Source organism: Agromyces sp. CF514 (assembly GCF_900113185.1).
Lineage (GTDB): Bacteria > Actinomycetota > Actinomycetes > Actinomycetales > Microbacteriaceae > Agromyces.
The window spans coordinates 1,651,629-1,669,272 of sequence record NZ_FOZD01000001.1; the positions used below are offsets into that span (position 1 = coordinate 1,651,629).

The window sequence follows — 17,644 nt, forward strand, 5'->3', positions numbered from 1 at the left end:
AACCAGCACCGGGGCGGCGACGGTCGTCGCCCGTGATCGAGGAGACACCCTGTGACCCGCATCCTGCTCGTCGAAGACGAGATCGCCCTGAGCGACCCGCTGAGCTTCCTGCTCGAACGCGAGGGGTACGAGATCGAGGTCGCGGCGGACGGCCCGTCGGCCCTCGTGGCCTTCGACCGGAGCGGCGCCGACCTGCTGCTGCTCGACCTCATGCTGCCGGGGCTGCCCGGCACCGAGGTGTGCCGTGAGATCCGCGCACGCTCGAACGTGCCGATCATCATGCTCACCGCGAAGGACTCCGAGATCGACATCGTCGTGGGCCTCGAGCTCGGCGCCGACGACTACGTGACGAAGCCGTACTCGACGCGCGAGCTGCTCGCCCGCATCCGGGCGGTGCTCCGGCGCCGTATCGACGCCGACGACTTCGACGAGTCGCTCATCGAGGGCGGGCGCGTGCGCATGGACGTCGACCGCCACACGGTGGAGATCGACGGCGAGCCGGTGCCCATGCCGTTGAAGGAATTCGAGCTGCTCGAGCTGCTCATGCGCAATCCCGGTCGTGTGCTGACGCGAGGCCAGCTGATCGACCGGGTCTGGGGTTCCGACTACTTCGGCGACACGAAGACCCTCGACGTGCACATCAAGCGCATCCGGTCGAAGATCGAGAAGCAGCCCTCCGAGCCCGTGCAGCTCGTGACCGTTCGCGGACTGGGCTACCGCTTCGAGGCCTGAGCGCGCGGCTCGCTGCGCCGAGAGGCGGAATGCGAAACGGCTCCCATCGAGGCGGGAGCCGTTCGCGTTCGCGTGGTCGCGGGTGCTTACGGGGCGAGGCCCGGGTAGAGCCGGTCGTCGAGCACGGGGATCTGCTTCTCGATGCCCTCTTCGCTCGCGTACTGGAAGAAGATGGGCGTCAGGCCGCCGACCTCTGCATCGATGCCCTCGAGCAGCAGCGGCTCGGTGTCTTCGGAGCCGAGCGCGACCGTGCTGTGCGCATCGACGTCGAGCTCCTGCGTCGCGGAACCGGCCTCGATCTTCAGCGTCTGGTCGCGGTCGCCGGTGTTGACGACGGTCATGACGAGGTTGCCGTCTTCGCCGTCTTCGCTCACGACGAGGATGTTGCGAAGGTCGAGGTCGCCGACGGTGACCGAGACGCCGTCGCTCGCGTCGTAGTGCTCGGTCGTCGCCTGGTAGGTGACCATCGAGCAGCCGGTCGCGCCGATGGCGAGACCCAGGGCCAGAACAGCGGATGCCGCGAGACGCGCCTTCACAGAACCTCCAAGTACGGGCGTGCGTGAACGTTGCGAAGCACGCACGGGAATCGAATCCGAGTGTAGCGCAACGCGATGACGCGGCCTGCGAGCGAGCGGCGGAACCTTAGCACGAACGCGAATGTGATATCCTGAAAGTTGCCGGAAGGACATATATTCATGCTTTTTGAGGTTGGCGAAACCGTCGTATACCCGCATCACGGCGCCGCAACGATCACCGAGGTGAAGAAGCGCATCATCAAGGGTGAGGAGAAGCTCTACCTCAAGCTGAACGTCACGCAGGGTGACCTCGTCATCGAGGTGCCTGCTGAGAACGTCGACCTGGTCGGCGTGCGAGACGTCATCGGCAAGGAGGGCCTCGACAAGGTCTTCGAGGTGCTGCGTGCACCGTTCACCGAGGAGCCCACGAACTGGTCCCGTCGCTACAAGGCGAACCTCGAGAAACTCGCCTCCGGCGATGTGATCAAGGTCTCCGAAGTGGTGCGCGACCTGTGGCGCCGAGACCAGGACCGCGGCCTGTCCGCGGGTGAGAAGCGAATGCTCGCCAAGGCGCGCCAGATTCTCATCTCCGAACTCGCGCTGGCTGAGAAGACCGACGAAGAGGCCGCCTCGACGGTGCTCGACGAGGTCCTCGCCTCCTAGTGCTCCTCGACGTCGCGCCCGATCCCGGGCGCGACGTCGTCGTGTCGGCCGTGCCGTCGTGCTCGGTCGACACGGGCGCGCCCTCGGCTGGCTAGGCTCGAACCATGAGTTCGTCGACGGTCGCCGTCATCCTGGTCGCCGCGGGCAGCGGAACGCGGCTCGGTCGCGCAGAACCCAAGGCCTTCGTGCCGTTGGGCGATTCGACGATCCTCGGCGTCGCCCTCGATGCCGTGCTCGGCATGCGGGAGGCACCGCACATCGTGGTCGTCGCACCGGCCGACCGGGTCGCCGAGGTCCGCGCACGATTCGCGGACGTCGCGGCCGCGGCATCCGCCCCGTTCGACGTCGTGCCGGGCGGCGCGTCGCGTCACGAGTCGGTCGCGGCGGGCCTCGAGGTGCTGCCCCACGTCGTCGACACCGTGCTCGTGCACGACGCGGCCCGGCCGCTCACCCCCTCGCTCGTCTTCGACGAGGTCGCCGCAGCCGTCCGCGCCCGCGGTCACGGCGTCGTTCCCGGCCTGCCCGTCGTCGACACCATCAAGCGCGTCGAAGGCCGGCGCATCGTCGAGACGGTCGACCGATCGCGGCTCTCCGCCGTGCAGACGCCGCAGGGATTCCCGCGCGAAGACCTCGACGACGCGTTCCAGGCCGCCGACCCGTCGGTCGAGTTCACCGATGACGCCGCGATCGCGGCGGCGGCCGGAATCGAGATCGACCTCGTGCCCGGAGACGCTCGCGCCTTCAAGATCACGGTGCCCGAGGACCTGCGTCGGGCCGAACGGCTGGTCGGCGACGCGAAGGGCGGGATGACGCATCCCGATGCGGCGGCTTCGGCCGCGCCGACCGGGCCGGGGGAGTCGGCCGTACCCGACCTGCGCATCGGAACCGGGGTCGACGTGCACGCGTTCGACGACGATCCGGCGACGCCGCTCTGGCTTGCAGGCCTCGAATGGCCGGGGGAGGGTGGGCTCTCGGGGCACTCCGACGGCGACGCGGCCGCGCACGCGATCTGCGATGCCCTCCTGGCCGCAGCCGGGCTGGGCGACGTCGGCGCGATCTTCGGCACGGCCGATCCCCGGTTCGCGGCAGCGCACGGGGAGGTGTTCCTCGCCGAGACCCGGCGACTCGTCGAGGCATCCGGGTTCCGCATCGTCAACGTCACCGTGCAGGTCGTGGGCAACCGGCCGAAGCTCGCCCCTCGCCGGGCGGAGGCCGAGGGGCTGCTCTCGGGCGTGCTCGGCGCGCCCGTGTCCGTCGCGGCGACGACGACCGACGCGCTCGGCTTCACGGGGCGCGGCGAAGGTGTCTCGGCGATCGCGACCGCGATGCTCGCGCGCACCTGATCGACGGCCCCGACCCGGATCCCGCACCGGCAGCCGCTTCGATCGCCGACCCGACGCAGGCGCACGCCGAGAGAGGGGTCGGAGCGCCGATCGGGCGCTCAGCCGCACGCCGGTAGGCTTGCCGGGTGACCGTGCGACTCTACGACTCGAAGGCCCAGGCCCTGCGTGACTTCGTGCCCTTGATCGAAGGGCACGTCGGCATGTACGTCTGCGGCCCGACCGTGCAGTCGAGCCCGCACATCGGGCACCTGCGCAGCGCGCTCGTCTACGACATCCTGCGACGTTGGTTCTCGTACCGTGGCCTCGACGTCGCCTTCGTGCGCAACGTCACCGACATCGACGACAAGATCCTCGACGCCGCGACCGGCGAGCAGTGGTGGGCGCTCGCCTACCGCGTCGAACTCGAGTTCACGGCCGCCTACGCCTCGCTCGGCATCCTCCCCCCGACCTACGAACCGCGGGCGACCGCGAGCGTCCAGCACATGCAGCAGCTCATCGCCGGGCTGATCGAGCGCGGGCACGCCTACGCGGCACCGGATGCCTCGGGCGACGTGTACTTCGACACCGCGAGCTGGCCGGCGTACGGCGAACTCACGCGCCAACAGCGCGACAAGATGGAGGCCGCAGCCGACGCCGACCCGCGCGGCAAGCGCGACCCTCGCGACTTCGCGCTCTGGAAGGGCCGCAAGGCCGACGAGCCGGAATCGGCGTCCTGGGCGTCGCCGTGGGGAGACGGCCGCCCCGGCTGGCACATCGAGTGCTCGGCCATGGCCACCCGGTACCTCGGCCGCGAGTTCGACATCCACGGCGGTGGGCTCGACCTGCGGTTCCCGCATCACGAGAACGAACTCGCCCAGTCCACCGCGGCGGGCGACGCGTACGCCAGGTACTGGGTGCACAACGGGCTGGTCAACGTCGGCGGCCAGAAGATGTCGAAGTCGCTGGGCAACTCGGTCTTCGCGGCCGAGCTGCTCGAACTCGCCTCGCCGCTCGCCGTGCGATACCTGCTCGGCGCCGCCCACTACCGATCGACGCTCGACTACACGCCGACCTCGCTCGTCGAGGCCGAGGCCGCCGTCGACCGCATCCGCACCTTCCTCGACCGCGTCGAGCGCCGTCTCGCAGGCACCCGGTTCGCGGGCATCGGGGCTCCCGTGATCCCCGACGCGTTCGGCGCGGCCATGGACGACGACCTCGGAGTGCCGCAGGCCCTCGCGGTCCTGCACGACACCGTCCGTGCCGGCAACCAGGCGCTCGACGGCGACGAACTCGATCAGGCCGCGGTGCTCCACGGGCAGGTCTCGGCGATGGTCGGGGTGCTCGGCATCGACCCGCGAGACCCGCACTGGGCGCCCGACGCCGGGCCAGCGGCATCCGCCCTCGACACACTCGTGACTCGACTCATCGAAGACCGCCAGACGGCACGCGCGGCGAAGGACTTCGCTGCCGCAGACCGTATCCGCGCCGAACTCTCGGCCGCGGGCATCACCATCGAAGACAGCCAGAACGGCACGCATTGGAGCTTGGAATCATGAAGGGCAGCGGAAAGCCTCGCGCCGGCGCAGTGCGCAAGGCGAAGAACAAGCAGGTCGGATCAGGCGGCCAAGGCCGCCAGGCGCTCGAGGGCAAAGGGCCGACCCCGAAGGCCGAAGACCGCGCCTGGCACCCCGCCGGCAAGCGCAAGGCCGCCGAGGAGCGGTATGCGGCCTCAGGCGGAAAGGGCCGTCCAGGCGCGAAGGTCGCCGGGCAGGGCGCACGATCGGGTGCACCCCGCGGGGCGTCCGGTGCATCACGACGCTCGAAGTCGGGCGACGAGTCCGAGATCGTGACGGGCCGCAACTCCGTCGTCGAGGCGCTGCGCACGCGCATCCCCGCCACGACGCTCTACGTGGCCGCGCGCGTCGAGATGGACGACCGCGTGCGCGAGGCGATGAAGATCGCCACCAACCGCGGCATCCCCATCCTCGAGGTCATGCGGCCCGAGCTCGACCGGCTCGCCGGCGAGGGCGGCGTGCACCAGGGCCTCGCCCTGAAGGTGCCTCCCTACGAGTACGCCCACCCGATCGAACTGCTCGATGAGGTCATCGCCCGCGACGAGACGCCGCTCTTCGTCGCGCTCGACGGCATCACCGACGCCCGCAACCTCGGAGCGATCATCCGCTCCACCGCGGCGTTCGGCGGCCACGGCATCATCGTGCCCCAGCGTCGATCGGTCGGCGTGAACGCGGGCGCATGGAAGACCTCCGCGGGCGCCGCGGCGCGCATCCCCGTCGCCATGGCTCCGAACCTCACCCAGACGCTCAAGGCGCTCAAGGAACGAGGCGTGTTCGTGCTCGGGCTCGACGGCGACGGCGACGTGTCGCTGCCCGGCCTGTCGTGGGCGGAGCGCCCGATCGTCATCGTCGTCGGCAGCGAGGGCAAGGGGCTCTCGCGTCTGGTCGCCGAGACGTGCGACGCGATCGTGTCCATCCCGATCAGCGCGGCGACCGAGTCGCTGAACGCCGGCATCGCGGCATCCGTCACCCTCTACGAGATCTCGAAGCTCCGCGCCGAGGGCTGAGGCCGGCTGCACCGTCGAACGCCCCGCTGCACCACGTGCGCAGCGGGGCGTTCGCGTCGCTGCACCTCGGGAGCGCCCGCGGACTCAGACCTTCAGCCGCCAGTCGTCTTCGTCGTCGGGGTCGACGACGGCCACGGCAGACGTGTCGAGCGGCACCACGTCGATCGACGTCGTGATCGCGCCCGTCTGCGGGTCGATGACGGTCGCCTCGTCGCGCCGATGGCGCAGCACCGTGTTGATGTACGAGGCCACGGCCTCGGCCAGTGGGATGTCGTGACCGGCTTGCTGCGCGAGGTACCAGCGGTGCTCGAGCAGCTGGTGGAAGACCTCGGCGGGCTCGAGCTTGCCGCGCAGATCGGTCGGGATGGCACGCACGACCGGCTCGAAGACGCGCACGAGCCATTCGTGGGCGACCATCTCCTCGTCGAGCTCGCCCTTGCCGTAGGTCACCCGGTACGAGTCGAGGTCGTTGAGCAGTCGGCGCGCCTGGTTCTCGCCCGCGTCGAGCCCGGTGAGGCGGAGCAGGCGGCGCTGGTGGTGTCCGGCGTCGACGACCTTCGGCTGGATGCGCACGGTCGTGCCGGCGCCGTCGGTGCGGATCGAGAGCTCCTCGATGTCGAAGCCGAGCTTGTTCAGACGGCTCACGCGCTCGTTGATGCGCCAACGTTCGGCCGACGAGAAGGATTCGGAGCCCGTGAGCTCGCTCCAGAGGCTGCGGTACGCGTCGACGATGCCGTTCGAGATGCGCACCGGGTCGAGTTCGTCGGCCACGCGACCGCCGGCCTCGAGGTCGAGCAGTTCGCCGGCGATGTTCACGCGGGCGATCTCGAGGTCGTTCTCGCGCTGGCCGTTCGAGAGGCCGCCCTCGTAGAGCTTGCCGGTCTCGGCGTCGACGAGGTAGGCGGCGAAGGCGCCCGCGTCGCGACGGAACAGCGTGTTCGAGAGCGACACGTCGCCCCAGAAGAACCCGATGATGTGCAGGCGCACGAGCAGCAGGGCGAGCGCGTCGACGAGACGCGTCGCCGTGTCGGGGCGCAGCGTCTGCGAGAACAGGGCCCGGTAGGGGAGCGAGAAGCGCAGGTGACGGGTGACGAGCACCGGCTTCAGGGGGTCGCCTTCGTCATCGGAGCGGTTCGTGATGACCGCGACGGGCTCGACGCACGGCACCTCGAGACGCTGCAGCGTGCGCAGCATCTCGTACTCGCCGCGCGCCATCTCGGCGGTGGTCTCCTTGATCGCGACCACGTGGCCGGCGAGGTGCGCGAAACGCACGAGGTGGCGCGAGATTCCCTTGGGCAGCGCCGCGATGTTCTCGTTCGGCCAGGCCTCGAGCGGCAGGTGCCACGGGAGGTCGAGCAGGGCCGGGTCGGTCGTGGCCGACGTGATCGATAGTGAGCCGCTCATCGTGGTTCAGCGTAGCCCGAAACGCCGATGCCGGCCGGGCCCATGGCCCGACCGGCATCGATCGTTCGTGAGAGGCGAGGTCAGGCGACGACGGCCTTGTTGCCGAGGCGCAGGCCCGACTCGATGTCGAACAGGTGCACGTGGTTCGGCGTGGCCGTGAGGTACACGCGGTCGCCGGCGTTCGGGTGGCTGCGACCGTCGACGCGGGCGACGATGTCGGTGCGCTTGCCCTCGACCGTGGAGTGGCCGTAGAGGTAGCCGTCGGCGCCGAGCTCCTCGACGAGGTCGACGTCGACTGCGAGGCCCTCGCCCTGGACCGCCGAGACGGTGATGTCCTCGGGGCGCACGCCGATGGTCGCGCTCTTGGCCGAAGCCTCGGCGAGCACGTCGCGGTCGACCGGGACCGTCGCCGTGCCGAAGAGCACGCCGCCCTCGGTGAGGTCTGCGTGGAACAGGTTCATCGCGGGCGAGCCGATGAAGCCCGCCACGAAGACGTTCTGCGGCTTCTCGTAGAGGTCGCGCGGGGTGCCGACCTGCTGGAGCAGGCCGTCCTTCAGCACGGCGATGCGGTCGCCCATGGTGAGCGCCTCGGTCTGGTCGTGCGTGACGTAGACCGTCGTGACGCCGAGGCGACGCTGGAGCGAGGCGATCTGGGTGCGGGTCTGCACGCGGAGCTTCGCGTCGAGGTTCGACAGCGGCTCGTCCATGAGGAACACCTGGGGCTGGCGCACGATCGCGCGGCCCATGGCGACGCGCTGACGCTGACCGCCCGAGAGTGCCTTGGGCTTGCGGCTGAGGTACGGCTCGAGGTCGAGGAGCTTGGCGGCCTCGAGCACGCGGGCGGCGCGCTCCTCCTTGCCGACGCCGGCGATCTTGAGCGCGAAGCCCATGTTCTCGGCGACGGTCATGTGGGGGTACAGCGCGTAGTTCTGGAAGACCATCGCGATGTCGCGGTCCTTCGGCGGCACGTCGGTGACGTTGCGGTCGCCGATGAAGATGTTGCCGTCGTTGACCTCTTCGAGGCCGGCGAGCATGCGGAGGGACGTGGACTTGCCGCAACCCGAGGGGCCGACGAGCACGAGGAACTCGCCGTCTGCGACATCGAGGTCGAGCTGGTCGACGGCCGGGCGAGTGCCGCCGGGGTAGAGGCGGGTGGCCTTGTCGAACGTGACTGACGCCATGGTTCTGCTTCTCCTTCACCGGCAGGTACGTGCCGGACGATCCGTAGTGAATGGACTGCGTCGACGTCGACGCTCCCTCAGTATTGCACGGGAGGAGGCGACGGCCGATTCGGCGCCGGCCCGCGGAGTCCGCGGGCGGGGCTCGCCTGCACGGCAGCCTCGAAGCGGCTGGGAGCCCGCCGGGCGGCCGCCGAACGCCAACCATGGCCTTCGTGTGGCTGATTCCCAGCCATCCTTCCTACTATCGTGGGTGCGTTCGCAGTACGCGCGCGCCCACACAGCGACCCGGAGTGACCATCGATGACCAACGGCGGATCCCAAGAGCCACGTGCCACCCGTAACGAGAAGCGGGAAGCGGCCCGAGAGAAGGCGCGAGTCCTTCGCGAGGAGCAGAAGAAGCGCGACAAGCGCAACAAGGTCCTGATCCAGGGCGGCGTCATCGTCGCCGTGCTGCTCGTCGCGGCTCTCGTCGGTTGGCTGATCTTCAACAGCATCAAGCCCGCCGGCCCCGGTCCTGCGAACATGGCGAGCGACGGCATCGTGCTCGTCGCGGGCGAAGACGGTGCGATCACCGCGGTCGAGACCCCCGCCATCAAGGCGGGCGGTGAGCCCACCGCCACGGTTCCCGACGACAGCGGCACGGTCGCGAACATCGTGACCTACATCGACTACCTCTGCCCCTACTGCGGCCAGTTCGAGACGACCAACTCCGAGGCGATGCGCACGATGGTCGAGTCCGGTGCGGCGACGCTCGAGATCCACCCCATCGCGATCCTCACGAACAAGTCGGCCGGCACGCAGTACTCGCTGCGCGCGGCCAATGCCGCCGCGTGCGTGGCAGACCTGTCGCCCGACGCCTTCTTCGACTACAACGAGGCGCTCTTCCAGAACCAGCCCGAAGAGGGTTCGGTGGGTCTGGCGAACGCCGACCTGAAGAAGCTCGCGACAGATGCCGGCGCAGCCTCCTCGGTCGCCTCGTGCATCGACGACATGCGCTTCAAGACGTGGGTGCAGGATGCCACGACGCGGGCGCTGACCGGCCCCATCCCGAACTCCGACCTCACCTCGGTGACCGGCACGCCCACCGTGCTCGTGAACGGCCAGCAGTACAGCGGCTCGCTCACCGACGCGCAGGAGTTCCAGTCGTTCGTGGTGCAGGCCACGAGCGCGACGTTCAACGAGTCCGAGTCGACCCCGACTCCGACGCCCACGCCGACTCCGGCCCAGTGAGCCGGTCCGCGCGGCGGAGTCCCTCCACGGGACTCCGCCGCGCGGTCGGTAGGATGTCCTGGGTTCCCCTCGCGGGGCGCCCTCGCCGGCTTGGCGCAATTGGTAGCGCACCGCTCTTGTAAAGCGGGGGTTGCGGGTTCGAGTCCCGCAGCCGGCTCTTGACTGAAGACGAACCCGTTCCCCATGCCGCGCAGGCGGCGCACGCGAACGAGGCGCACCGGCACGCCCACGTCGAAGCGCCCGGCATGCCCGCGTGGATCGCGATCGCCATGGCCGTGGTCGGCGGTGCGCTGACCGCGGTGCAGTCGCGCGTCAACGGGCAGCTCTCGGCGGCGATCGGCGACCCCTACACGGCCGCGGCGATCTCGTTCGGAAGCGGCCTGGCGATCCTGCTCGTCGCGCTCGTGTTCTGGAAGCCGGGGCGGGCCGGGTTCGGCAACGTCGCACGCGAGCTGCGGGCCGGCAGGATCAGCTGGTGGATGCTGTTCGGCGGCGTCGCGGGCGCCTGGTTCGTCGCGACGCAGGGACTGTCGGCGGGCGTCATCGGCGTCGCGCTCTTCACGGTCTCGATCGTGGCGGGCCAGACCGTCGGCGGGGTCGTGTTCGACCTCGTGGGGCTCGGGCCGGCCGGTCGACGCCCGCTCACCGCGCCCCGGGTCTTCGGTGCGCTGCTCGCACTCGCAGCCGTGATCTGGACCCTGTCGTCCGAGATCGGCGGGGCAGTGCCCGTGCTCCTCGTGATCCTGCCCTTCACCGCGGGCTTCGGGTCGGCGTGGCAGCAGGCGGTCAACGGCCGGATCCGCGTCGCCGCCTCCAGCGCGCTCACGTCGACGCTCGTGAACTTCATCGTCGGCACGACGGTGCTCGTCGTCGTGATGATCGTGCACTCCTCGCTCGTCGGATGGCCGACCGCACTGCCCGGCGAGGCCTGGCTCTACGCCGGCGGGCTCATCGGGTGCCTCTTCATCGCCGTGCAGGCGATCGTCGTCCGCGTGATCGGCGTGCTCGTGCTCGCGCTCGCAGGCGTCGCGGGCCAGCTCACGGCCGCGCTCGCGCTCGATCTGTTCGTGCCCGTCGGCGATCAGACGGTGGAGCTCGCCACGATCGGCGGTGCCGCGCTCGCGCTCGTCGCAGTCGTCATCGCGAGCACGAGGTGGTCGCGCAGCAGGCACGTCGTCGCACCCGTGGAGCCGGCGGCGCCGGCCGACCGAACGCCCTGAGCGCAGCATCCGTCGCAGTGCCCGCAGCGGCGGGCGACCCGGTCACTCGAGCGTCGTGAACCGATCCGACGCGTCGCGGGGCACTCGTCGCTCGTCGCGCCGGCCCGCCGGCCTCCCGCCGACGTAGAGCCAGCCGAGCAGCGCCTCGTGCTCGCCCAGCCCGTGCATCGCCGCGACGGCCGGATGCCGCGTGTGCGGGCCGGTACGCCACATCACGCCCCAGCCCGCCTCGTCGAGCAGCAGGCTCAGCAGGTGCGCGACGCCAGCGGCGGTGGCGTCCTGCTCCCACTCGGGCACCTTGTGGTGGTCGGGCGTGCGCACCGCGACGACGGCGAGCAGCAGGGGAGCGCGCAGCGGCTTGGCCGCCAGCTTGGCGGCGCTCCGCTCGTCGGACGCACCCAGGCCCGAGGCCTCGGCCAGGGCCGCGCCGAGACGCTCGCGTGCATCGCCCCTCAGCGCGATCACGCGCCACGGGTGAAGCGCCGCGTGATCGGCGACCCGGCCGGCTGCCCCGAGCAGCTCGAGGAGCTCCGCATCGTCGGGTGCGACATCCGTCACCTTCGACACCGAACGGCGCGCGCGTGCCGCCTCGAGCACCGGGCGCACGCTCAGGGCTCGGGCGTGAAGTCGAGCGCGATCGAGTTCATGCAGTAGCGGTCGCCCGTCGGAGTGCCGAACCCGTCGGGGAAGACGTGGCCCAGGTGCGACCCGCAGTTCGCGCAGCGCACCTCGGTGCGGACCATGCCGAGCGAGGTGTCCTCGATGAGCTCGACGGCTTCGGGCCGAACGGACTCGTAGAAGCTCGGCCAGCCGCATCCGGAGTCGAACTTGGTGCCGCTCTTGAAGAGCTCCGCACCGCACGCCGCGCATGCGTAGACGCCGGCGCGCTCCTCGTCGAGCAGCTCTCCCGTCCACGGGCGTTCGGTCGCCGCCTCGCGCAGGACCTCGAACTGCTCGTCGCCGAGCTGTTCGCGCCACTCGTCGTCGGACTTCTCGACCTGATACGCCATGGGGTTCCCTTCAGAACTGCGGATGTCTCCATCGTCGCAGGTCGCCGAGGCTCGCGCACACACACGCCGTGGACGCTCGGCAGCCTCACGGCAACGCATCCCTAGGATGTGACGCGAAGGCGACGCCGTCGCCGCGGGAGGTGCACGGTGACGCTCGAACGGCCCTCGCACGACCCCGAGGCGCAACTCGACCCGCTCGCGCTCCGCGTGCTCGCCTTCGAGGCCCATGCCTGGCAGCAGCCGGGCGTGAAGGCGGAGGGCATCCGCGACGAGTTCGGCATGTCCGCCGCCCGCTACTATCGGATCCTCGGAGAGCTCCTCGACTCGCCTGCGGCGCTCCGGCACGACCCCATGCTGGTGAAACGCCTGCTGCGGCTCCGCGAGGCGCGCGCGGCGACGCGGGCACGGCGCTCACTCTCGAACGGCCGCACGCTCGACTGAGCAGGCCCCGACCCCGACGACTGGACCCATGGCGCAGAACTCCCCTCGAGATCGTTTCGACACGATTCCCCACGGCATCGAGCGCGTGGGCGCTCACCGTGCGCCGCAGCGTCGTGGCGCCCGATGGATCGCCTTCGGCTGGGCCGCCCTCGCGACCGTCGTGCTCACGGGCCTCGGCATCGCATGGGTCGTGGTCGCCAACGACCGGCTCGACTTCTCGGAGGCGTCGCCGACCGCGACGGAGACGCCGGTCGTCACGGCCGAGCCGACCATCGCGCCCGACGTACCCGTGACGGTGCTCAACGGCACGGACACGAGCGGACTGGCCGCGACGGCGGCCGACGCCCTGACCGCGGCCGGGGTCCCGGTCGGCGCCACCGCGAATGCGAGCGAGACCGACCTCAAGGAGTCGGTCGTCTACTACGCCACCGCCGATCTCGAAGGGGCGGCCAGAGGCGTGGCCCAGGCGATCCCGGGCGCCGACGTGCGCCTCGATGCGAAGTTCGGCGAGATCGGCACCCCGCTCGTGCTGGTCGTCGGCTCGGACTACGCCGCGAGCGTCGCGGGCTGACCTCGCGGGCCCACCTCGCAGAATCGTTGCAATTCCGCGACATTCGGGTGCGTCCCGCCCCTTCTCCTGGCCGTGCCCGCGTCATTAGTATCTGGAATTGGTCGCTCGAACCCGTGTAACGCCAGGTACCACCCGTGGTCCCGTCAGCACGACGGGCAGGCCCGGTACAGGCAACGCGCACGTGCTGATCGACACACGGCAATTTGGGAGCAACGCATGGCGAACGGAACCGTCAAGTGGTTCAACGCTGAAAAGGGCTACGGATTCATCACCGTCGACGGAGGCCAGGACGTCTTCGTCCACTACTCCGCGATCGACATGGCCGGATACAAGGTCCTCGAAGAGGGCCAGGCGGTCGTGTTCGAGGTCGGCACCGGTTCCAAGGGTCCGCAGGCTGAGGGCGTCCGCCCCGCCTGATCGAAGCGTGAACGATGCGCCGCCAGAAGCCTCGTGCCGGCGGCGCATCGTCGTCTCCGGGCCGGCGGGCACCGGGCGACCGGGGCGCCGGTCCGGCGCGTCGCCCGCGTTCGTGCGGGTCGCGGTGGTTGGCTGTGCGCATGGCGCGGCGGAACGCATCTGCCATCAGGTGGCGGTCTTCTGCCGTGCTGCTCGCCGTCGCCGCGGTGCTGCTCGCGGCGTGCAGCGCTCCCGAGACCGAACGAGTCGTCGCCACGCCGACGCCGACCCCCGACGCGCGACCCGTCGGTGCTTCCGCAGCCCCGGTCGCGGTCGCGTTCGCCCCGCTGCGCGGCACCCGTGCCGAGTGGGCGGCCATGCAGCATCCGTCGATCGCGGCGAAGATCGACAACCACGAGGAGGCGCGACCGCAGCTCGCGCTGAATCGCACCGACCTCGTCTTCGAGGAACTGGTCGAGGGCGGCCTCACGCGATACCTCGCGGTATGGCACTCCGACATCCCGGACGAACTCGGGCCCGTGCGCTCCATCCGACCCATGGACCCCGATATCGCGACGCCCTTCGGCGGCATCATCGCGTACTCGGGCGGCCAGGAGCAGTTCGTCGAGATGATGCAGGCGACGCCGCTGGTGAACCTGGTCTTCGACTTCGACGACACCGGGCTCTTCGCTCGCGCCGATGAACGGCCGGGCCCCCACGACGTGATCCTCGACGCGGCCGAGGCGCTCCGGCGCAACGCCGCCCTCGCTCCGCCCGCGGTGCAGTTCGTGTACGGCAGCGCCGATCCGCTGGCCGACCCCGCCCTCGGGGCGTCCTCGACCACGGGCATCGCGCACGTCTTCTCCGAGGAGCGGTTCCCGTCGTGGACCTGGGATGCGGCGGCATCCGTCTGGCTGAGGTCGCAGGAGGGCTCGCCCGACCTCGACGACGCGGGCGTTCAGGTGCACGCGGTCAACGTGGTGACCATGCGCGTCGGCATCGACTGGAGCTACGGCGAGGTCCCTCGCACGGTGATGGTCGGCACGGGCGAGGCCTGGGTGTCGACCGCCGGCCGGACCGCCCATGGCACCTGGTCGAAGGATGCTGCGGGGACGCCCATCGTGCTGACGGCGGACGACGGACGGCCGTTGCCGCTCGCTCCGGGCAACACCTGGATCGAACTCGTGCCGAACGAGGGATCGGTGTCGTTCGCGCCCTGAGCGAACCTCGTGCGAGGCGCCGGGCGCTCGCTTGCACTCATGTCGGTCGAGTGCCAGAATTGCTTTAGCACTCATTCGAATCGAGTGCTAACAAGAATCTTTGAGACGTCCGAGAAGGGACGAGAAACACACATGGCAAAGATCATTGCTTTCAACGAGGAGGCCCGCCGCGGTCTCGAGCGTGGCCTCAACACGCTCGCCGACGCGGTCAAGGTGACCCTCGGCCCGCGCGGTCGCAACGTCGTGCTCGAGAAGAAGTGGGGCGCACCCACCATCACGAACGACGGCGTGTCGATCGCCAAGGAGATCGAGCTCGACGACCCGTACGAGAAGATCGGCGCCGAGCTCGTCAAGGAGGTCGCCAAGAAGACCGACGACGTCGCCGGTGACGGCACCACGACCTCGGTCGTGCTCGCCCAGGCACTCGTGCGCGAGGGCCTCCGCAACGTCGCCGCAGGCGCCGACCCCATCTCGCTGAAGCGCGGCATCGAGAAGGCCGTCGCGGCCGTCGAGGCCGAGCTCATCGCCAACGCCAAGGAGGTGGAGACCAAGGAGGAGATCGCTGCGACCGCTTCCATCTCCGCCGCTGACGAGACCATCGGCGCGCTGATCGCCGAGGCCATCGACAAGGTCGGCAAGGAGGGCGTCGTCACCGTCGAGGAGTCGAACACCTTCGGCACCGAGCTCGAGCTCACCGAGGGCATGCGCTTCGACAAGGGCTACCTGTCGGCGTACTTCGTCACCGACCCCGAGCGCCAGGAAGCGGTCTTCGAAGACCCGTACATCCTGATCGTCAACGGCAAGGTCTCGAACATCAAGGACCTGCTGCCCATCGTCGACAAGGTGATCCAGACGGGCAAGCAGCTCCTCATCATCGCCGAGGACGTCGACGGCGAAGCGCTCGCGACCCTGATCGTGAACAAGATCCGCGGCATCTTCAAGTCGGTCGCCGTCAAGGCCCCCGGCTTCGGCGACCGTCGCAAGGCTCAGCTGCAGGACATCGCGATCCTCACCGGCGGCCAGGTCATCTCCGAGGAAGTCGGCCTCAAGCTCGAGAACGTCACCCTCGACCTGCTCGGCCAGGCACGCAAGGTCATCATCACCAAGGACGAGACGACCATCGTCGAGGGTGCCGGTGACGAAGAGGGCATCGCCGGTCGCGTCGCGCAGATCCGCGCCGAGATCGAGAACACCGACTCCGACTACGACCGCGAGAAGCTCCAGGAGCGCCTCGCGAAGCTGGCCGGCGGCGTCGCCGTCATCAAGGCGGGCGCGGCCACTGAGGTCGAGCTCAAGGAGCGCAAGCACCGCATCGAAGACGCCGTCCGCAACGCGAAGGCCGCCGTCGAAGAGGGCATCGTCGCCGGTGGTGGCGTGGCTCTCATCCAGGCGGGCAAGACCGCCTTCGAGAAGCTCGAGCTCTCGGGCGACGAGGCGACCGGCGCGAACATCGTGCGCGTCGCGATCGACGCTCCGCTCAAGCAGATCGCCCTCAACGCCGGCCTCGAGCCCGGCGTAGTGGTCGACCGCGTGCGCAACCTCCCCGTCGGCCAGGGCCTCAACGCCGCGACCGGCGAGTACGTCGACATGCTGGCCGCCGGCATCAACGACCCGGTGAAGGTCACCCGCTCGGCCCTGCTCAACGCAGCGTCGATCGCCGGCCTGTTCCTCACCACCGAGGCCGTCGTCGCCGACAAGCCCGAGAAGAACCCGGTCCCGGCCGGCGACCCCACGGGCGGCATGGACTTCTAGTCCGAACCGATCCACGGCCGTCACAGCCTGATCAGCGCGAAGGGCGCCTCCGATCCGGAGGCGCCCTTCGTCGTTCGTGCCGGGTCTCGCTCGTTCGTCGTCGCTCACGCGGGTTCCGGAGCGGGACTCACCCCGCCGCCTACGGCATCCATGGCGCTCTTCGGAAGCCGTTATCTGATGGATATCCGACCGGGCCGACAGCCCCTAACGGTGCGGATACGCTCGGACCATGGATGACGCCGAATGAGTCGTGGAACTGGTCTCGCAGGTCGCTCGACGAAGATCCGGCCGGTCGCGACCACAGCCGTGACTGCGGCCTGCGTGATCGCGCTGCTGGCCGGATGCGCGACGGCATCAGGGGGTGCGGCGCCCGCTCCCGTTCCGGAGACGCCCGCTCCTGCACGACCTCTCCAGATCATCGATTCGTCGTGCGATCGGATCGTGGCCATCGAGTCCCTCGAGGCCGTGGTGGGCTCCGGACTCGTCTCAGGTGCGTATGCGCAGGCCGACCCGATCGCAACGGTGCAGATGCCCGCCGCGGTGGGGTCCGCCGGCGGATTCTCGTGCTCGTGGTCCGACGCGGCGACGGGGGCCGTGCGCGTCTCGCTCACGGTCGTTCCCGATGCGGTCGACGCCGACGAGCGCATCATCGCGGAGTTCGCCGCGCGGGAGGGGACGACTCCGGTGCCGTACGAGCGAACCCTGCACACCGGGTGCATCTCCGACCACTGCGAGGTCGAGGGGTTCATCGGTACGACCGCCGTGAACCTCTACATCTCCGACATGCCGTGGGCCGACTCCGGAAGCGTCGCGCAGCCGCAGTTGGTCGCGCTTCGCGACGAGATCTCGGACCACCTCGGCGCCGTTCCGCCGCTGGAACCGCTGCCCCCGCTTTCGGCGGAATGGGGGAACGGGCCCACAAGCTGCGACGAGATGCTCGCGCCTGAAGCGCTCGCTGCGGCGCTCTCCGGCGACGCTGCCGCGTACGACGTCGGGTACGCCTTCGAGGACTCGAACGGGTGGGATGTCGCGCTGCTGACGGCCGGTGGCTTCAGCTGTCGGTATCGCGGCGAAGGCGGGTTCGGCGGTCGCATCACCGTGCTCCCGGACACCGCGGCTGCGCTCGCCACGATCCCCTCGAGCGCAGAGCTGACGACGATCGACGTGTCGGGTGCCGATGGCGCCGGACTCGTGAGCTGCTGGAGCAACGGCGAACCGTTCGAGGCCGGTACCGGCCTGTGCACGGTCCACGTGCCGATCCGCGGCGCCTGGGTGACCGTGCTCTCGTCGGCGACGGGCACGGCCGCGGAGCCCATCCGGGCAGAAGCCTCTGGCGTCGCCGCGGCGATCGTCACCGCACTCGGCTGAACCGCGAGCTCGCGGGCCGGTGGTCGGGTCGGTCCGAC

Annotated in this window: 18 protein-coding genes and 1 tRNA gene; 14 read left to right on the forward strand and 5 right to left on the reverse strand. The window is 70.0% G+C overall.

Annotation, left to right across the window (positions count from 1 at the left end; all coding sequences use genetic code 11):
• The first annotated feature begins 51 nt into the window (after positions 1–51).
• Positions 52–732 carry a response regulator transcription factor gene (locus tag BM342_RS07245; protein WP_092964742.1) on the forward strand — a complete coding sequence of 227 codons (681 nt, stop codon included), beginning with the start codon at positions 52–54 and terminating at the stop codon, positions 730–732.
• A gap of 86 nt (positions 733–818) precedes the next feature.
• Here BM342_RS07245 and BM342_RS07250 read toward each other — a convergent pair whose 3' ends face one another.
• A complete protein-coding gene (locus BM342_RS07250) occupies positions 819–1,268 on the reverse strand; it encodes a hypothetical protein (protein WP_092964743.1) in 450 nt (149 codons plus the stop codon).
• A gap of 159 nt (positions 1,269–1,427) precedes the next feature.
• Between BM342_RS07250 and BM342_RS07255 the strand changes: the two genes are divergently transcribed.
• From BM342_RS07255 to rlmB, 4 genes are all read left to right on the forward strand, one after another.
• On the forward strand, positions 1,428–1,910 hold the full coding sequence (locus BM342_RS07255; protein ID WP_022889889.1) for a CarD family transcriptional regulator: 483 nt from the start codon (positions 1,428–1,430) through the stop codon (positions 1,908–1,910).
• Between the two features lie 104 nt (positions 1,911–2,014).
• On the forward strand, positions 2,015–3,253 hold the full coding sequence (gene ispD / locus BM342_RS07260) for a 2-C-methyl-D-erythritol 4-phosphate cytidylyltransferase (RefSeq protein WP_092964744.1): 1,239 nt from the start codon (positions 2,015–2,017) through the stop codon (positions 3,251–3,253).
• A 125-nt stretch (positions 3,254–3,378) separates the two neighbouring features.
• The gene (cysS, locus tag BM342_RS07265; protein WP_092964745.1) at positions 3,379–4,788 is read left to right on the forward strand and encodes a cysteine--tRNA ligase; all 1,410 of its coding nucleotides are present in this window, start codon (positions 3,379–3,381) and stop codon (positions 4,786–4,788) included.
• The gene (gene rlmB, locus BM342_RS07270; RefSeq protein WP_092964746.1) at positions 4,785–5,813 is read left to right on the forward strand and encodes a 23S rRNA (guanosine(2251)-2'-O)-methyltransferase RlmB; all 1,029 of its coding nucleotides are present in this window, start codon (positions 4,785–4,787) and stop codon (positions 5,811–5,813) included. The genes cysS and rlmB overlap by 4 nt, the downstream gene beginning before the upstream one ends.
• Positions 5,814–5,897: 84 nt before the next feature.
• Here rlmB and BM342_RS07275 read toward each other — a convergent pair whose 3' ends face one another.
• Together BM342_RS07275 and BM342_RS07280 are read right to left on the reverse strand one after the other, a co-directional pair.
• Positions 5,898–7,217 (reverse strand): DUF4032 domain-containing protein, encoded by a 1,320-nt coding sequence (locus BM342_RS07275; RefSeq protein WP_092964747.1) that lies wholly within the window; start codon positions 7,215–7,217, stop codon positions 5,898–5,900.
• Between the two features lie 80 nt (positions 7,218–7,297).
• Positions 7,298–8,398 (reverse strand): ABC transporter ATP-binding protein, encoded by a 1,101-nt coding sequence (locus BM342_RS07280; RefSeq protein WP_092964748.1) that lies wholly within the window; start codon positions 8,396–8,398, stop codon positions 7,298–7,300.
• Positions 8,399–8,698: 300 nt separating this feature from the next.
• Here BM342_RS07280 and BM342_RS07285 point away from each other — a divergent pair, with 300 nt between their 5' ends.
• The 3 genes from BM342_RS07285 to BM342_RS07295 all read left to right on the forward strand — a co-directional run bounded on the left by BM342_RS07285 (position 8,699) and on the right by BM342_RS07295 (position 10,848).
• Positions 8,699–9,628: a DsbA family protein gene (locus BM342_RS07285; protein WP_092964749.1), complete on the forward strand. Its 930-nt coding sequence runs from the start codon at positions 8,699–8,701 to the stop codon at positions 9,626–9,628.
• Between the two features lie 84 nt (positions 9,629–9,712).
• A tRNA-Thr gene (locus tag BM342_RS07290) sits at positions 9,713–9,785 on the forward strand.
• A gap of 1 nt (position 9,786) precedes the next feature.
• Complete coding sequence (locus tag BM342_RS07295) at positions 9,787–10,848, forward strand: DMT family transporter (protein ID WP_255368594.1); 1,062 nt, start codon at positions 9,787–9,789, stop codon at positions 10,846–10,848.
• Between the two features lie 42 nt (positions 10,849–10,890).
• On the opposite strand, the gene BM342_RS07300 is transcribed toward BM342_RS07295, so the two are convergent.
• Entirely contained in the window at positions 10,891–11,454 is a 564-nt protein-coding gene (locus tag BM342_RS07300) for a nitroreductase family protein (protein WP_092964750.1), read from the reverse strand.
• Positions 11,455–11,456: 2 nt separating this feature from the next.
• Entirely contained in the window at positions 11,457–11,858 is a 402-nt protein-coding gene (gene msrB / locus BM342_RS07305) for a peptide-methionine (R)-S-oxide reductase MsrB (RefSeq protein ID WP_092964751.1), read from the reverse strand.
• A 147-nt stretch (positions 11,859–12,005) separates the two neighbouring features.
• On the opposite strand from msrB, the gene BM342_RS07310 reads away from it, so the two are divergent.
• The 6 genes from BM342_RS07310 (at position 12,006) to BM342_RS07335 (ending at position 17,606) form a co-directional block, all read left to right on the forward strand.
• Positions 12,006–12,299 (forward strand): DUF3263 domain-containing protein, encoded by a 294-nt coding sequence (locus tag BM342_RS07310; RefSeq protein ID WP_092964752.1) that lies wholly within the window; start codon positions 12,006–12,008, stop codon positions 12,297–12,299.
• Between the two features lie 28 nt (positions 12,300–12,327).
• Positions 12,328–12,870: a LytR C-terminal domain-containing protein gene (locus BM342_RS07315; RefSeq protein WP_092964753.1), complete on the forward strand. Its 543-nt coding sequence runs from the start codon at positions 12,328–12,330 to the stop codon at positions 12,868–12,870.
• A 216-nt stretch (positions 12,871–13,086) separates the two neighbouring features.
• Positions 13,087–13,287: a cold-shock protein gene (locus BM342_RS07320; RefSeq protein ID WP_092964754.1), complete on the forward strand. Its 201-nt coding sequence runs from the start codon at positions 13,087–13,089 to the stop codon at positions 13,285–13,287.
• Between the two features lie 185 nt (positions 13,288–13,472).
• The gene (locus BM342_RS07325; protein WP_177232097.1) at positions 13,473–14,486 is read left to right on the forward strand and encodes a DUF3048 domain-containing protein; all 1,014 of its coding nucleotides are present in this window, start codon (positions 13,473–13,475) and stop codon (positions 14,484–14,486) included.
• A 132-nt stretch (positions 14,487–14,618) separates the two neighbouring features.
• The gene (gene groL, locus BM342_RS07330) at positions 14,619–16,238 is read left to right on the forward strand and encodes a chaperonin GroEL (RefSeq protein ID WP_092964756.1); all 1,620 of its coding nucleotides are present in this window, start codon (positions 14,619–14,621) and stop codon (positions 16,236–16,238) included.
• 441 nt (positions 16,239–16,679) lie between these two features.
• A complete protein-coding gene (locus tag BM342_RS07335; protein ID WP_092964757.1) occupies positions 16,680–17,606 on the forward strand; it encodes a hypothetical protein in 927 nt (308 codons plus the stop codon).
• Positions 17,607–17,644 lie beyond the last annotated feature (38 nt).

Excerpts from the sequence above, each read along its gene's own strand:
- BM342_RS07275 (WP_092964747.1), bottom strand. The coding sequence starts at position 7,217 with ATGAGCGGCTCACTATCGATCACGTCGGCCACGACCGACCCGGCCCTG.
- BM342_RS07255 (WP_022889889.1), top strand. The coding sequence starts at position 1,428 with ATGCTTTTTGAGGTTGGCGAAACCGTCGTATACCCGCATCACGGCGCC.
- groL (WP_092964756.1), top strand. The coding sequence starts at position 14,619 with ATGGCAAAGATCATTGCTTTCAACGAGGAGGCCCGCCGCGGTCTCGAG.
- BM342_RS07280 (WP_092964748.1), bottom strand. The coding sequence starts at position 8,398 with ATGGCGTCAGTCACGTTCGACAAGGCCACCCGCCTCTACCCCGGCGGC.
- rlmB (WP_092964746.1), top strand. The coding sequence starts at position 4,785 with ATGAAGGGCAGCGGAAAGCCTCGCGCCGGCGCAGTGCGCAAGGCGAAG.
- ispD (WP_092964744.1), top strand. The coding sequence starts at position 2,015 with ATGAGTTCGTCGACGGTCGCCGTCATCCTGGTCGCCGCGGGCAGCGGA.
- BM342_RS07315 (WP_092964753.1), top strand. The coding sequence starts at position 12,328 with ATGGCGCAGAACTCCCCTCGAGATCGTTTCGACACGATTCCCCACGGC.
- msrB (WP_092964751.1), bottom strand. The coding sequence starts at position 11,858 with ATGGCGTATCAGGTCGAGAAGTCCGACGACGAGTGGCGCGAACAGCTC.
- BM342_RS07320 (WP_092964754.1), top strand. The coding sequence starts at position 13,087 with ATGGCGAACGGAACCGTCAAGTGGTTCAACGCTGAAAAGGGCTACGGA.
- BM342_RS07285 (WP_092964749.1), top strand. The coding sequence starts at position 8,699 with ATGACCAACGGCGGATCCCAAGAGCCACGTGCCACCCGTAACGAGAAG.